Consider the following 15,276-nt stretch of genomic DNA (forward strand, 5'->3'; position numbering starts at 1 on the left):
TAAGCATCGCCCCGAATGTACCGGCGCGACGTGCAATTTCACCCTGAACCGGATGCCGCTTAACGAGGAGCCGTTTGTGCATTTGACCGGAATCGTGATACTGGGTCTGTGCTGCGCCATCGGTGGCGCAGCACAGGCCGCTCGCCAATTGCCGACAGGCGCCGTCGAGATCAGGTCGCCGGATGGCAGGATCCGGGCGGTGTTCTCACTCCTCGACCGGCCCGGGGAACCGTCCGCACCCGCCTACAGCGTCGACTACCGGAACAGGGAGTTGGTCCACGCGGGCGGCCTGGGCATCGACCTCGCGCCTTCCGGCCCGATGCGCTCCCACCTCAAAGTGACGCGCGTCACGCGCCGCTCTATAGACGGTAGTTTCAGCCTTGTCGCCGGGAAGAACGCCCGCGTGCGTGATCACTGTGAGGAAGCCGTCATCTCGCTTTCGGAGCAGGGCCCGCCTCATCGCCGCTTCGAGCTTATCGTCCGGGCATGCGACGACGGCGTGGCCTTCCGATACCGCGTCCCGAGTCAGGTCGGGCTGGCGGACCTGGTCGTTACCGACGAGCAGACCACGTTCGCCATCAGCGGGAATCCGACGGCCTACACTTTGCCTGTTCCATCGTACACAACGCCGTACGAATTCCACTACCAGGCTCGCCCTGTGGAAGCGATCCCGGACGGGGCGCTCCTGGCGCTGCCGTTGACCCTGAGATACGCCGACAATACTTGCCTCGCCATCACGGAGGCCGACCTGGACGATTACGCAGGGCTGTACCTGGGCGGAACCGCATCGCCAGGAGTGCTCGTCAGCCGGCTTTCGCCGCGTTTGGACGCACCCGGCATAAAGGTCAGGACGCGGCTCCCGCACCTCACGCCGTGGCGCGTGTTGATGATTGCGAAGGAGCCTGCGCGGCTGGTCGAATCAAACCTGGTGAGCATTCTGAGTCCGCCGTGCGCGTTGGCGGACACGTCGTGGATTCACCCGGGCAAGACGACATTCCCGTGGTGGAACGGATACGACGTGGAAGGGCAACCGTTCAAGGGCGGCCTGAATACGGAGACGATGAAGTACTACATCGACTTCTGCGCGGCCCACGGGATTCCGTATCATTCGCTGGACGGACTGGACAACATCGCATGGTACGGCGGCACGATTGTGCCCTACGTGGGGCAGGGCATCACGGAAAGCCTTCCCGGTCTGGATCTTCAGGGCGTGATCGCGTATGCCCGCCAGAAGGGAGTGCGCCTGAGGCTGTGGATGCACTCCGGCGCCCCCCGTGCGCATATGAAGACGGCGTTCCCGCTGTACGAAAAATGGGGCATCGAAGGTGTGATGGTCGATTTCGTGGAGCGGGACGACCAGGAAACGGTCAATTTCATCCACGACCTCGTCGCCCTCGCAGCGAAGCACCACCTCACGGTGACGCTTCACAACATTTCGAAACCGACCGGCCTGAGCCGCACCTACCCGAACCTGCTGACCGTGGAGTCTTCCTGGAACCTGGAATACAACAAGTGGGACCCGGTCGGTGTCCGGCCCGAACATGAGTTGACCATACCGTTCACTCGTATGCTCGCCGGTCCGGTCGATTTCCACTCCGGGTCTTTCCGGAACGTCACCGAGGCGCAGTTCAAGCCGCGCAACGTTGCGCCGGTGACCATTGGGACGCGCGCGAGGCAGCTTGCGCGCTACGTCGTCTACGACGGCGGGCTTCCGATGATGGCCGACTCTCCGGACGCCTACCGCGGTCAGCCCGGCCTGGACCTGCTGACAGCCATCCCGACGACATGGGACCAGACAAGGACGCTGAACGGAGAGATCGGAAAGTACATCACGATGGCCCGCCGCAGCGGGAGGCAGTGGTACGTGGGCGCCATGGGAGGCAGTGAAGCCACGGTACTGAACGTACCGCTCCGCTTTCTCGGGACCGGTAGGTACACGGCGGAGATCTGGTCGGATGATGTAATTCGCCCGAACCAGCCCACCAGCCTGCTTTACCGCAAGCGGAGCGTCACGTCCGCGGACATTTTGCAGGTCGCGATGGCGCCTGCGGGCGGACAGGTCATCCGCTTCACCCCCAAACGATGAAACAAACCGGGCCCGCGACCCCGGCGGCGCTGCATAGTCGCATTCGGGCACGTTCACAAGGAGAACCGAACGCCATGAGGCAATTTCATATACTGGCGCTTGCCGCCGCCGCGGTCCTCGCGCTGGTCCCCCTAAGGTCGCAGGCCACGCCCGCGACCGGAGGGGCCGTGATGGAGACGACGGCGCAGATCATGGCCCGGTCCCAGGGGCGAGGCGCCGCGACGAGCGCAATGCGGCGCATGCTTCCGATCGGTCGCATGCCGGAGACCGAGCTCCCGATCCGGCCCGCCGATTCCATCGACTCGGTTCAGTGGCCGCCCGCAGGGAATACCCCTGTTAACTATGGGGTCACGCCCAAGGCCGCGCAGACGGGAAGCCTGAGCTTCACCGGCGCAACGCTCGCGGACACGCGGTCCTTCCCGCCGGACACCATGGGCGCGGTCGGGCCATCGCAATTCACGGTTGCCTGCAACGGCCGGATTCGGACGTTCGACAAGACGACCGGCCTGGCAGATGGCGTTTTGAATGCGGATATGGATGTTTTCTTCGCTTCTGTGAAGTCCACCCAGACGAGCACGTTCACCAGTGATCCGCGGGTCCGCTATGACCGTCTGAGCGGCCGGTGGTTTGTCACTATCATCGATGTGCCGGGGGGCACCGGAGCCGGGCCGAACCGGGTGCTCCTTGCGGTAAGCAGCACAGCGGTCCTCGCTGCGGGGACCGTGTGGTCGTTCTTCTATTTCCAGCAGGATCAGGTGTCCCCGACGGGCGATACCGGGCTGTTCGCCGATTACCCGACGCTGGGCATCGACGCCAATGCCCTCTACATCGGCGTCAACATGTTCAGCCAGCGCACATTTGTCAACACGACCGCTTTCGTGGTGAGGAAGAGCTCCATGCTCGGCGCCGGGCCTATCCACGTGACGGCATTTCGGGGCCTGATACCAAAGGGAAATAGCGGTGGCCCGTATACACCGCAGGGCGTTGATAACTATGACCCGGCTGCCACGGAAGGCTATTTCATCGCGGCCAACAGCCGGTCCTATGGGAACCTCATCCTTCTGCGTGTGTCAAATCCCGGCGGCGCGCCGACCATTTCCGGCAATATCGCACTTTCCACGCCCGCAAACACCGCACCCATTACCGTTCCGCACCTGGACAACACCGGTGGCACCAACGGCTACCTGGACGGCCTCGACCACCGCCTCCTCGCAGCACACCTGCGCAATGGGCGCCTCTGGACGGCTCTGAATACCGGAGTGGATAACAACGGAACAACTGCCACTACGGCCACCCGCGACGGAGTGCGCTGGTACGAACTCCAGGGCGTCGCCACCGGCTCAACGTTCAGCCTCGTGCAGTCTGGAATCGTGTTCCAGCCATCGGCCGCCAACACGACGGACCAGCGCAGCTATTGGATGGGCACGGTGATGGTGTCAGGCCAGGGACACGTTGCACTGGGGTGCAGCGTCGCGGGATCCCAGGAGCATATCAACGCAGCGTTTACGGGACGACTGGCAAGTGACCCGCTCGGCACGATGCAAACACCTGTTCTCTACACGAACAGCACAACCGGCTATAACCCGACCTATGACACAGGCGGCGCGAGCGGCCGGCGATGGGGCGACTATTCATTTACGAGCCTGGACCCGGATGATGACATGACGATGTGGACGATACAGGAGTTCTGCGACGCGACGAATTCCTATGGAGTTCGCGCAATCAAGCTGCTTGCTCCAAAGCCGGCCACCCCGGTCTCATGCAGCCCCGCCACTTTGGCCGCGGGCGCTTCGGGAGTGAACGTTACCGTCACAGGCGCGCAGGTCGGGGGCTCCGGTTTCTTTGATCCCGGCCCCGGCTTCGCGAAGCGCCTGGCGGCGGCCGTCAGCGGCACAGGCGTCACGGTGAACAATGTCACCTACATCAGCCCTACGCAGATAGCCCTCAATCTCACAGTAGATCCCGGCGCGGTCTCCGGCGCGCGGCTTGTGGCAGTGACCAACCCGGACGGACAGTCGATGGTGAGCGCAACCGGTATCCTCACGATCACCGCGAGAAGTGGCAATCTCCCGCCCACCGCCACCGTGGCGCTCGTCCCGTTGGCGCCGCGCACCACCGATATCCTCACCGCCAACGCGACAGCCACAGACCCGAACGGCGACGCCGTGACCCTTTCCTATATATGGAAGCGCAACGGCAATACGGTGAAGACAACCACCGGCACCTCCAGCCTGTTCGACACGCTGGACCTCTCCGTTGCCGGCAACGGCGATCGTGGCGACGTCATCACCGTGCAGGTCACGCCGTTCGACGGGCAGGCAAGCGGCGCCACGGTCTCGGCTTCGGTCACCGTCGTGGACACGGCTCCCGTAGTTTTGCCGGTCTCCGGCACGGTGCCGCACCGCAGCACTGCCGGCGTGGACATCGCCCTCAGCGGGTCCGACGCGGACGGGGATGCGCTCGTCTATTCCGTCGTGACGCCGCCGGCGAGTGGGACCGCGATCATCTCGGGCGCGACGGTGCATTACACGCCGCTCGGCGACCAGGTCGGCGTGATCACATTCACAGTCAAAGCCTCTGACGGGACATTGGACAGCGCCCCCGCCACGGTGAGTGTGACGTTGACGAACACCGCACCCGTGGTGACTGTTTCGCTGGATAACGCCGCACCGAGGACCGCCGACGTGCTGACCGCCACCGCGACCCCGGTGGACGCCGATGGAGATCCGGTGACACTCACCTACGTGTGGAAACGAAACGGCACGGTCGTGAAAACGACCGCCGGTGTTTCCGCTCTCACCGACACCCTGGACCTCGGGGTGAGCGGTAACGGCGACCGCGGCGATACCATCACCATCGAGGTTACGCCCAACGACGGCCACACGAACGGGATTACCGCGTCGGCCTCTGCGACGGTCGTCAACTCTCCACCGACCGCGGTCGCGGACAGCTTTACGGTCGCGGAAGATACCGTGGCTACGCTCCATCCCACCGCGAATGATACGGACCCGGACGGCGACGCCCTCACTATCAGCGCTGTCGGCACACCCTCCCATGGCGTCGCGACGGTGTCGGCGGATGCCCTTTCCGTTATTTACGCCCCGGCGCCCGACTACACCGGATCGGATGCCTTCACCTACACGATCGACGACGGCCACGGTGGGAACGCAACCGCCACGGTGACGATCTCGGTCACACCGGTCAATGAGCCGCCGGTGTTGGTAAATGACTCGGTGTCCGCGTTAGAGGACACGCCGCTGATTATCGCGTCGGCCTCCCTGACGGCGAATGATGCGCCCGGACCGCCAAACGAGAGCGGCCAGTCCCTCTTCGTGACGGCGGTCGATTCCGTTACCACCGGCGGCGGCTCCGCGGTGCTGAACGGCGATGCCACGATCACCTATACGCCCCCCCTTCATTTCGCGGGGACCGACTCGTTCCGGATCACCGTTACCGACAACGGAATCACCGGCACGCTGCCGGACCCGAAATCGGCGAGATCCACGGTCACTGTCACAGTGGCGCGCGTCGCCTCTCGCCTGGTATTCCTCACCGCGCCGGGTGGGGCGGTCGCCGGCGCGCCGCTGAACCCTCAGCCTGTCGTGGCGGTGCAGGACGCCGGTGGAGTTACAGTTCCAGGGTACAGCGGGTCCGTGACCGTGTCCCTGAAGACCGGCGCCGGCAGCGCGGGCGCCGCGCTCACCGGCACGGCGTCGGTGGCTGTGGTCAACGGAACGGCCGCATTCACCGACCTGAGTGTTGACCTGGCCGGCGCCGGGTACGTTCTCGATGCCGCGTCGGCAGGCCTTGGCGGGGCGGACAGCACTGCCTTCAACGTGAGTCAGCCACCGTACACGGTCGCGGATGCCATTCGCGCGCTGGGGCTGGCGGGAGGGATCGAACTGGGCGGTCCGCGCGATGCGGCGAGACTTGGCGCGCCGGTCACCCTCGAAACGGCTGTCAGCATCGCCCGGAAGGTCGCCGGCCTGGACGCGAACCCATAGACCCCGGCGGCAGAGACCGACAAATGGCGGCAGGAGGCGAATCGCCGCGGCCGGAGCTATGGCGCCGGCCGCAACCGCGTGCCTATTTCTTGAACGGTTCCATCGGCGCCTGTATCAACTCGCTGGCCATTGTAAGCTCGCCGAGCGACGCCACGGCATACCTTTCCGTATCGGAGTAGCCGTCGTTGTCCATCGGCCGCTGTTTCAGATCGATAACGCACTCTCTGGCATCCGCGTTGAACGTGCCGACTTCAAACCACGGCCGGTCGTTCAACCCCATAGGCCCAACACGACGGAACACCTTGTAGCCGATGACCTTGTCCACATACTGCTGTTCGTGGAACTTGATAGGCGGGGCCCAGGTGATCCGGACGTGGTCTGCATCCACTTTCGCAGCCTGGACATTGCCGGGAGGCACCGGAGAGCCGGTCGAGCGATACGGCGTCTTCAGGACGATCGTGTTCTTGTCCTTGTAGCCCCTGACCCAGGCCTCATTGAAGTTGAATGCGTCCAGCCAGTAGTAGCACGGGATGTCGGACTTCGTGACTCTGACGAGAAGCTGGCCGCGCGTGCCGACGCAGTCTATGTTGCCGAACGGGTTGGGCTTTCTGTGGAAACCGTTCAGAGTAAAGACCTCCCGGACGGGGCGGTTCGGCATCCTCATGATCCCGTCCTTGCCGGTCGTAGTGACCATGACGGGATACTTCGACGGATTAACGGAGTCTTCGGTGACCTCATTGGCGGGATTAGGCGTTACCCCGTGATCCACCACGGTCTTGCCGTTCGGATCGACGGTGATCCCGCGCTGGAAAACCTCGACCTTCGCCCCTTCGACGGGGAGCCCGTTCACATCAACGATGCTGAGGAAGTTCTCGTCGGGGATGGCGAACAGGTAGTCCGCGTAATAACCTCTCGGCTTATCCCATGACGTGTTCCAGTACATGGCGTCCACTTCGTTCCAGGGGACCGGCCCATGGTTGTGCTGCATCGTGTTCGGGTGGTTCATGAGGTGGCGGACCGGCTCGCCGTTATCGGCCCATACGAATTCCGGCGACCCGCCGTTGTCCTGGGCATACCAGTCCGGGATTCCGAGCTGGTGCGCGAGTTCGTGTGGCAAAGACCATTCCGTGCTATCGCGTATTTCGCGGCCAGTGGGCCAATTGTGGGCGATTTCCTCGGGAGAATCGGTCCATGTCCACATGGCCTGGAGTTCACCGAATCCGTCCGGTCCGGTGGAGACCTTCACGTTGTTGTCGCCGTTCGGGTTATCGGTGTAGATGATGCGGTCGAGCCGGACGCGGGCCTTGACGCCGTCCGGCGAGGTCGGGAACACGGTCGCGGCAAACAGGACGTTCGTGATGTCGAGGTGCCAGCGGTAGTAATCCTCGAAACAGAAAGTGCCGTATGCCGTGCGGAGGTCGTGCTTGGTGCGCTTCGGGTTGAGGACGTAGGTGATGCCCCATGCCCAGAGCGAGTCCGTGATTTCGTTGTTGATGACCGCGATCTCGGGTTGAGTGGTGGTGATCTTGAAGGATGCTGTGTGCATGCCTTCCTGCCACTTGTACCTGGTGGAGACTTTCGTCCACTCAAGCTCTTTCAGGCTGGTGGTGACCTTTCCCTTGCCGATTTGCTTGCCGTCAATGAGCCAAATGTATTCGAAGGGTTTCGCGGTCTTGAAACCGACGTTTCGGATATTGGCGGTGAGCGTGAGTTCCTCGCCCGGCTCATATTTGAGCTTCATCCTTGCGACGACCTGTTCCGGGTGCATCCGGTTGCCCTCGTCGCCAAGGTCGGTGAGCGTCTTGCCCGGGCCCTTGATGGTCGGCGTGCCCAGTTCATCGTACTGAATCATCCAGTGGAGCCCGGGGAGCTTCGGGGTTATTTCGACGAACGCGACCGTAAGGTCGGGAAGGTCCGGGTGTGCATCCCAGGAAGCGTCGCGTTCGACCTTTATGGGATCGACCGCCACCTGACTGCGCGGTATGATTCTGAACCTGGGAGTGCCGACGTCCGCCATCTTCTCCCAGACCAGTAACCGAACCCCTTCGTCACGGACGAAGCAGTTTTCTAGGGTGGTGCCGTCCTTAAGCACCAAAGTGTCGGCATGGGCCGCGGTCGTGCCGGCGAGCAGTGCGGCCGCCACCGCGGCGCCAAAGCAGTTGAAGAGTCTCATGCATCTTCCCCCTTGGGTTTATCTGGACTGAATTCGGTGAAACGTCACCACGAGGTGAGCGGGTGCGCCACGATGATATTTCGGTCGCCTCTTCCCGGTCCTATATATGGACGGGAATTGAACCTGAGCGAATCCGGCGGGGACAGCCAAAGAAGGGGTGGACGCGGCAGGAACCGGCCGGAGGCAGAGCGTCGGCCATCGCTACGGACGCAGATGGCCATTCAGGAACGAAACCGTCCGATCCCAGGCGAGACGGGCGGATTCAGCATCGTAGTCCTCCGGTCGATTCGACTCGAAAAACCAGTGCCCGGCGCCTGGGTACTCAAAGAAGGTGATGTCTCTGCCGGCGGCGCGCATTGCCGCCACCATCGCGCGCGCGTCGTCCAGGGAATCGAAGACATCGTTTTCGGCGAAGTGACCCAGGTATGCGCAGCGGGACAAGGTGTAATCCGCCTCGGCGACCCCGTAGAAAAGGACGGCCGCCGCGACCTGTTCGGGCCGCAACACGGAAAGCTGCAATGCCCACCAGACTCCCAGGGAACAGCCCAGAACTCCGACACTGTCCCCCTGGACTCCGGGATGCTGGCACAGAGAGTCCAATGCCCGCAGCCCCTTCTCGTGCGTCGCCTCGTAATTCCTCTCTTCAGCCTCATCTCTCAGCGCCGTGGCTTCCTCCACGGTGGCAGCGACGGCTCCATCGAACAGGTCCGGAGCAAGCGCGACATAGCCTTCCGCTGCAAAACGGTCACACAACTCCACGAAGAACTCGTTTAGCCCCCACCAGGCGTGTAGCAGCAGGATGCCCGGCCCGGCGCCTGATGGCGGCAGTGCCAGGTAGCCGGCGGTGGTCTTCTTTCCAGGCTGGTAACTCACAGACATTCCTCCACTCTGCAGGCCCATCTCGGAGCGGGCAAACGTGCCGCCGCAAAGGCTGGGAACTCAGGCGTCCAACGATTCGGCGAGCGCGGTAAGCAGCCGGCTGCCGTCACCCTTCCAGGCGCTGCCGTGCATGCATGCGAGCATCGTTGGCTGCGCGGCCGCCAACGGGGCAATCAACGAACGGACGTCTTTCGCGTGCGAGAAGTAGTCCATCCGCTTTCGGAAGGCCTCACACGACTCGAGGATGTCCGCGGATGTCACAGGAGGTAGTTCAGCGCCGCCCTGGGTGAACAAATCGCCGCAGAAAAGAGTGCCTGTGGTTTCCTCCATCAGGTGTCCACACTCCCAGGCGTGGGGCAGATGCGGCGTGTCAAACCAGCGGACGCGATGACTGCCGAGTGAGAGCGTTTCGCCATCGGCCAAGACGCGACCCGTTCTGTCGAACCAGTCGCCGTTGATCATTGCGTTGACCCGACTGCACAACGGCACAGCATTTGGGGCGAGGCTGAGGAACTCGGCGAGCGAGCCGCACTCGTCGGACTCCCAATGCGAGAACCCTATGAAGCGCAGGCTGGCGACGTCCAGGACGCTGGAAATCGCTTCCTTGACCAGCGCGTGCATTTTCCTCGGCCCCGTGTGATAGAGCAGCGGCTGATCGTCTACGAGCAAATACTGATTGAATGAGAAACCGCCGGGGATTTCGCTGAAGGGGGTGCTGATCCTGTAAATCCCCTCAGCGACCTCATCTATGCGCGTTCCGGTCTGCATGTTGGTTACGCCCATAATACCGTCCTCTCAAGATTGAGCCCGTCTGGCATGTGTGAGAGCATCGCGAAGGCGCACCCGCCCTCATTCTGACCATCCGGAGTTTGCCTTCAGCGGCCCCCCCCGTCGTGGATTGGTGGTGCCAAATGGCCGGGTCGGAGGTGCGTCGCACGCAATGATAGCCCGCAACGCATGGAAACGCACAGAGCCGCGACGATGTCGTCCGTCAGGGCTTGGTCTGAGAGGGAAGGGGGGCTGTCGGCGCGACGGTCCGGGCCAGGGGTTGAACCGAATCCACGGTGAGGTTCTCGGTGAAAGGGGAGGTGGGCAGCGCTTCGTTGTCCCGGACGATGCGCGGGCGTATAAGTATCGCCAGTTCCGTGCGCGTGTGCTCCTTGCGCCGATGGCGGAAGAACTGGCCCAGGACGGGCAGATCGGCCAGGTAGGGGACCTTCTGCATCGAGACGATGTCCTGGTCGCTGATGAGGCCTCCAATGGCCAGCAACTCCCCGTCGTGCAGCCGGACTGTGGTATTGACGAGGCGGGTCCTAACCTGCGGCAGCGCTCCGCCACCCGGAGCCTCTACGAATTGGACAAACGTGCTGACGCTGGGTACGAGCTTGAGCGTCACGGTGTTGTCCCTCAGGTTGATGGAAGGTTTGACGACCAGGTTGACGCCTACATCCTGGTTGGCAAGGGTGAAGAGCGGGCGTCCGCGCTCATCCAGGCTCTGCGCCGCGAGGTATTTCAGCTGATCGCCGACGAAGATGACCGCCTCTTGCTCATTGACGACAGAGACGCTGGGATTGGCGAGGATGCGGGCCTGCCCATCCCGAACCAGCGCGCTGATCGTCGCCTGAATCTCCATCGGGCTGCGAGTGAAGCGCCCGAATCGGACGCCCGTTTCAGCCTCGCCCTCTTTGATGGTCGTTGATGCCACGACTCCGCCGATATCCGCCCAGGTGATACCGAGCCGCTGGGAATACTCCGGCGACAATTCCAGCATCCGCGCCTCGACGATCACCTGCGCCGGCGGCGTATCGATTTGCTTCAACAGCGCTCGGGCTATATCCAGTTGTTGTGTGGTTCCCACCAGCACCAGCGCGTTTCCGGTCATGGCTGACGGTTGCGCCGTTGCGTTCGTCGTCTTGGCGAGGGCGGGGCTTTTTGCGCCGTCGGCAGGCCGCACGGCCTTGGTCACCGCTTCCGGAGCCACTGGGGCTTGCGGCTCAACCACCCCGACGACCTGGCCTGAACCCGAATCCGCCGTCAGGAGGGTGACGCTCTTGTCGGTTGAGGCGAAGGGGCCGGGGCTGCTGACGGTCAGCGCGGAATTCGGCGTTGCCCAGTTGACCTCCAGGCCGGGAAGCACCTGGCTCAGCGTTCGCATCGCGTCCTCGGGACGGATGTAACCCAGCGACATCACCTCCGCCATCTTGTCCGTCACCGCATCGCGGATGTCGCCGGATTGGGCGGCCTCCACGACTTTGCGGGCCAGACGGATGTCTCCCGGCGTGCCGACCACCAGGATCTTGCCATCCTGTTCGACGAATTTCAGATCACCCGCGACTTGCCCGAGCAAGCTCCGCACAGTGTTCACACCGCGAAAAGTGCCGGGGATGGTGATCATTTCCGAGGTGAGTGACCCGCCCGCGTCCACCGGGTTCAATGCGGTGTCGGCGGCAGAAGCGGCAAAGCCGCATACCCCGATGCTGCAGACGATGACGAGAATGCCCCTGGCAAATCCGCTGTTCATTGGTTCGCTCCAACTGAGACTGTCGAGATCCGGCGCCGCTGCGCCGGGAAGGATAGAGATTGCCGACCTGAAGCCGTTTGTCGGATGCGAGATTGCAGCCTCGATGCGACACTCCCTGTTCTATTCGTCGGCCTCATGGCGGCCGGGCTTTAGCCTTACGCCGCCCCGCGCACTATGCGTGGGTTGACACATACACTCCCGGGGCATACTCCATGGAGGACACAGCATTGCGCCCAGCATCGGTATCGATGGGCGAGACGGATCCAAGAATCGCGATCTGAATCGCGAGGAAGCAGCGGATGAGCAAAATGGAAAAGCATGCATTCGGCCGTACAGGCTTATCGGTCTCAGGCCTGGGCTTTGGGGGCGCTCCCATCGGGTACCTTGAGACCGACCAGCAGCGAATCAGCGTTGTGCTGAACGAGCTTCTGGACGCCGGGGTGAACGTCATTGACACGGCGGCGTCGTACGCCGGCTCGGAAGAGGCCATCGGTAGAGCCGTCGGCCACCGGCGGGCGGATTACGTCCTGGTCAGCAAATGCGGGCAGGCGTTTGATGACGTTCCCGGTGAGGCGTGGTCCCCCGCGGTCATTTCAGCCACGGTGGATCGGGCGCTGCGTCGGCTCAAAACGGACCACCTCGATGTGATGCTCCTTCACTCCTGTACCCTGGAGGTGCTTCAAAAGGGGGAGGCGCTGGGCGCTCTCATCGGGGCGCGCGATGCCGGGAAGATCCGATTCGCCGGATACTCCGGCGACAACGACGCCGCGGCATTCGCCGCGGCTTCGCCGGAAGTGACAGTGGTCGAAATGTCGATCAACATCTGCGACCAGTCCAATATCGACCGGGCATTGGCCGTGGCGCGCGAGCATCACGTCGGCGTCATCGCCAAGCGGCCCGTCGCAAATACGGCGTGGCGCCCGTTGGACAGCCTGGACGGGATGTACCAGGCGTACGCGAAGGCCTATCACGAGCGATTTGGCGCGATGGGCATGACGCTGGAGGAACTGGGGCTGGACCCCTCGATTACCGACTGGACCCAGGTTGCGCTTCTCTTCACGCTGGCTCAGCCCGGAATCGCCACCGCCATCGTTGGGACCACCAACCCGGACAACGCGCGGCGAAACGTGGAGACCCTCGCGCGCGGCCCGCTGCCCGAAGAGGCCGTGGCGAAAATCCGGGCCGCCTTCCGTAGCGCGCAACAGCGCAGCGGCGAACCGTGGCCCGCTCTGCAGTGACGCCGGGCCGCGATTGATGGCGATCGCCAGGCATCACCATGGAACAAGGATATAGCGAGCGGCGTCTATGACACTGTGAAGGAGGACCGTATGAAGAGATTTACTGCCACAATTCTGGCTGTTCTGATGGGGTTCGGTATTCTGTCGCCCGCCGCGCTGGCGAGGGCGAACGAAAAGGGCGCCCATAACCTGGCGATCGGCAGCACGGCCGCCGCGGCCTATCTGCTCTCGCATAAGGACACGCGCGGGCTGGGCGTGGTTGCCGCCGGCGGCGCGGCCTACGCCTGGAAGAAGCATCACGATGCGGTTAAGCAGCGGCACGACCGCGCGAGGTATCGCTATAGCCGCGCGAGCCGCCGCGCCCGGGCCGTCCGGAACAGCCGCGCCAACAGCCGGGCCCGCGCCAACCGCGTGAGCCGCGCCAGTCAGCGCGCCCTCACCGTTCGCAACAGCCACGCCCAGTAGTTACGAATTCGCTCGCCGGGTTTTACAAAGCCCCCGTTACCGCCCCCTGAGGGGGGCCGGCAGCGGGGGCTTTCCGTTCGGCCCGCGTTGGAGACCATAATGACACGTGCGCCTGCCGTGCGAAGGCGGGCTGGCACGACTTTTGCTCCTTTGTTCGCCCGTGCGCCGCGCGCAGCCCCCCGACCCTCGGCCGGGAACCGCGCCACGGCCTCGCGCGCGCTGGAACCCTGATGGCCTTACCCCGGGATGCTGATGCCTGCTGATATACCCGCCACAACCGAGCCTGAGAGCGGCATACCCACCGGGTTTGGCCGGAAACTGATTGGCAACTCGATGGTGATCGGGGCGAGCAGGGCAGTCTCGATACTCACTTTCGTCATCATCACGCCGGTTGTCATCGCCCGGCTTGGCCTTCAGGCCTACGGCGTCTGGGAGATTCTGCTGGCCCTCACCGCGTGGCTTGCCGTCTTCGACGTCGGGATAAGCGGCGCGATTCTCCGTTTTGCGAGTGAAGCGAAAGCCAAGGGCGATATACCACTCGCGGCACGCTACGTCACATTTGGCCTCTGTCTCAATGGGGTGATGGCGCTCGTCGTCGGTTCGGCGGCGTACTACGGCTCGGGAGCGCTGGTCAGCCGCTTCCATGTGCCGGATGCCTTCGCCCGCCAGGCAGCTCAGCTTATCACGCTGCTGGTAGTTGTCGCTTTCTGCCGCGCCGCCGTCTCATCCGTGGCCGCGCTCATCATCGCCGATCACCGAACCGGCCTGGTTGCCGTGCTGAACGCCATCGGAGGAGCGCTGGGGCTGGTGGTCACCGTGGCGGCACTGTCTGTGGGGCACGGCATCTTGAGCCTGGGCCTCGGGCAGGTCGCCAACGTGGCGTTCGCGGCGCTGGCGACGCTTGCCTCCGTTGCCGTTATTTATCGAGGCAGTATGCCCCGACCGCATCTGCCTCACTGGGACGATGTGGTGCAACTCTATCGATACGGCGGACTGTTGTTTGTGGCGCAAACCGCGGCCCTGCTGGGCGAGCAGACCGACAAACTCGTTCTCGGGTACCTGTCGGACGCGCGATGGGTGGCCACTTACGCCATCGCCGTGAGACTTGCGGGCATCGTTCGGGAATTTTCCGCTTTCATCTATGGGCCCACCGTTCCGGCGGCGGCGGCGTTGAGCGCGATCGGCGACTGGGACCGCATCCGGCGCCTCTTCCACGGGTCGGTGATCGCCGTTTCCAGCGCCACCGGCGCCGTTGCGCTGCTCATCGTTGGCCTGCACCCCCGTATCGAGGTTGCCTGGCTTGGCAGGTATTATCCGGCCACCACTCCGCTTGTTATCGGTCTGGTTTTCGCTTTTTCGTTTCATATGCTCACCGGCCCCGGCACGGCGATCTGCCGGGGAGTGAACCGAGTGGATATTGAAGCTGCCTACCAGGCGGTATACCTGGCCCTCAACATCGCTCTTACCGTGACCCTCACAGCTCTCATCGGCCCCACGGGGACCGTGGTGGCGACCATCGCCGCGCTGGCATCCGGCACGGCGTTCTTCCTGTGGCGATTGCATCGCGTGCTGCAGTTGCCGAGGGCGACGACCGCGATTGGGCTGCGCTGCCTGGGCGTGGCGTTCGCCGTGGGCCTTACCACTTACGCTTCGATGAGGGCGGTGCCAATGCCGTCAGCGCGGATGGCGGCCTTCGGCCAGTTGACGGTGGGAACCGTTGCCGCACTTGCCTTCTACGGAGCGGCGCTGGTATTGTTTCGGATCTTGGGATCGAGCGGCGAAAGCGCTAAGTGCTTTATTGGTGCGCCTTGTCCGCCCAGCGGAATTGGTGGTCAGCAATGAATCCGCCGAATGGGGACTTGTTACGCTCGGAGGAGAGGCCGAATAGACTCTCGGCGTCCACCTACCGT

Annotated in this window: 9 protein-coding genes; 5 read left to right on the forward strand and 4 right to left on the reverse strand. The window is 63.5% G+C overall.

The annotated features are described in order from the left end of the window. Positions 1–76 precede the first annotated feature (76 nt). Complete coding sequence (locus tag VGM51_15665; GenBank protein ID HEY3414476.1) at positions 77–2,086, forward strand: glycoside hydrolase family 97 protein; 2,010 nt, start codon at positions 77–79, stop codon at positions 2,084–2,086. Between the two features lie 74 nt (positions 2,087–2,160). After that, complete coding sequence (locus tag VGM51_15670; GenBank protein ID HEY3414477.1) at positions 2,161–6,090, forward strand: Ig-like domain-containing protein; 3,930 nt, start codon at positions 2,161–2,163, stop codon at positions 6,088–6,090. Between the two features lie 82 nt (positions 6,091–6,172). Here VGM51_15670 and VGM51_15675 read toward each other — a convergent pair whose 3' ends face one another. The 4 genes from VGM51_15675 to VGM51_15690 form a co-directional block, all read right to left on the reverse strand. Further along, positions 6,173–8,263 (reverse strand): fibronectin type III domain-containing protein, encoded by a 2,091-nt coding sequence (locus tag VGM51_15675; protein HEY3414478.1) that lies wholly within the window; start codon positions 8,261–8,263, stop codon positions 6,173–6,175. Between the two features lie 201 nt (positions 8,264–8,464). After that, complete coding sequence (locus VGM51_15680; GenBank protein HEY3414479.1) at positions 8,465–9,136, reverse strand: dienelactone hydrolase family protein; 672 nt, start codon at positions 9,134–9,136, stop codon at positions 8,465–8,467. Positions 9,137–9,202: 66 nt separating this feature from the next. Further along, the gene (locus tag VGM51_15685; protein HEY3414480.1) at positions 9,203–9,925 is read right to left on the reverse strand and encodes an MBL fold metallo-hydrolase; all 723 of its coding nucleotides are present in this window, start codon (positions 9,923–9,925) and stop codon (positions 9,203–9,205) included. Between the two features lie 208 nt (positions 9,926–10,133). Continuing rightward, positions 10,134–11,663: a hypothetical protein gene (locus VGM51_15690; protein HEY3414481.1), complete on the reverse strand. Its 1,530-nt coding sequence runs from the start codon at positions 11,661–11,663 to the stop codon at positions 10,134–10,136. Between the two features lie 299 nt (positions 11,664–11,962). Between VGM51_15690 and VGM51_15695 the strand changes: the two genes are divergently transcribed. From VGM51_15695 to VGM51_15705, 3 genes are all read left to right on the forward strand, one after another. Then, on the forward strand, positions 11,963–12,901 hold the full coding sequence (locus tag VGM51_15695; GenBank protein HEY3414482.1) for an aldo/keto reductase: 939 nt from the start codon (positions 11,963–11,965) through the stop codon (positions 12,899–12,901). A gap of 90 nt (positions 12,902–12,991) precedes the next feature. Next, on the forward strand, positions 12,992–13,366 hold the full coding sequence (locus VGM51_15700) for a hypothetical protein (GenBank protein HEY3414483.1): 375 nt from the start codon (positions 12,992–12,994) through the stop codon (positions 13,364–13,366). 252 nt (positions 13,367–13,618) lie between these two features. Further along, positions 13,619–15,208 carry a lipopolysaccharide biosynthesis protein gene (locus tag VGM51_15705; GenBank protein HEY3414484.1) on the forward strand — a complete coding sequence of 530 codons (1,590 nt, stop codon included), beginning with the start codon at positions 13,619–13,621 and terminating at the stop codon, positions 15,206–15,208. Positions 15,209–15,276: the final 68 nt, after the last annotated feature.

The organism is Armatimonadota bacterium (assembly GCA_036504095.1).
Classification (GTDB): Bacteria; Armatimonadota; DTGP01; order JAKQQT01; family JAKQQT01; genus DASXUL01.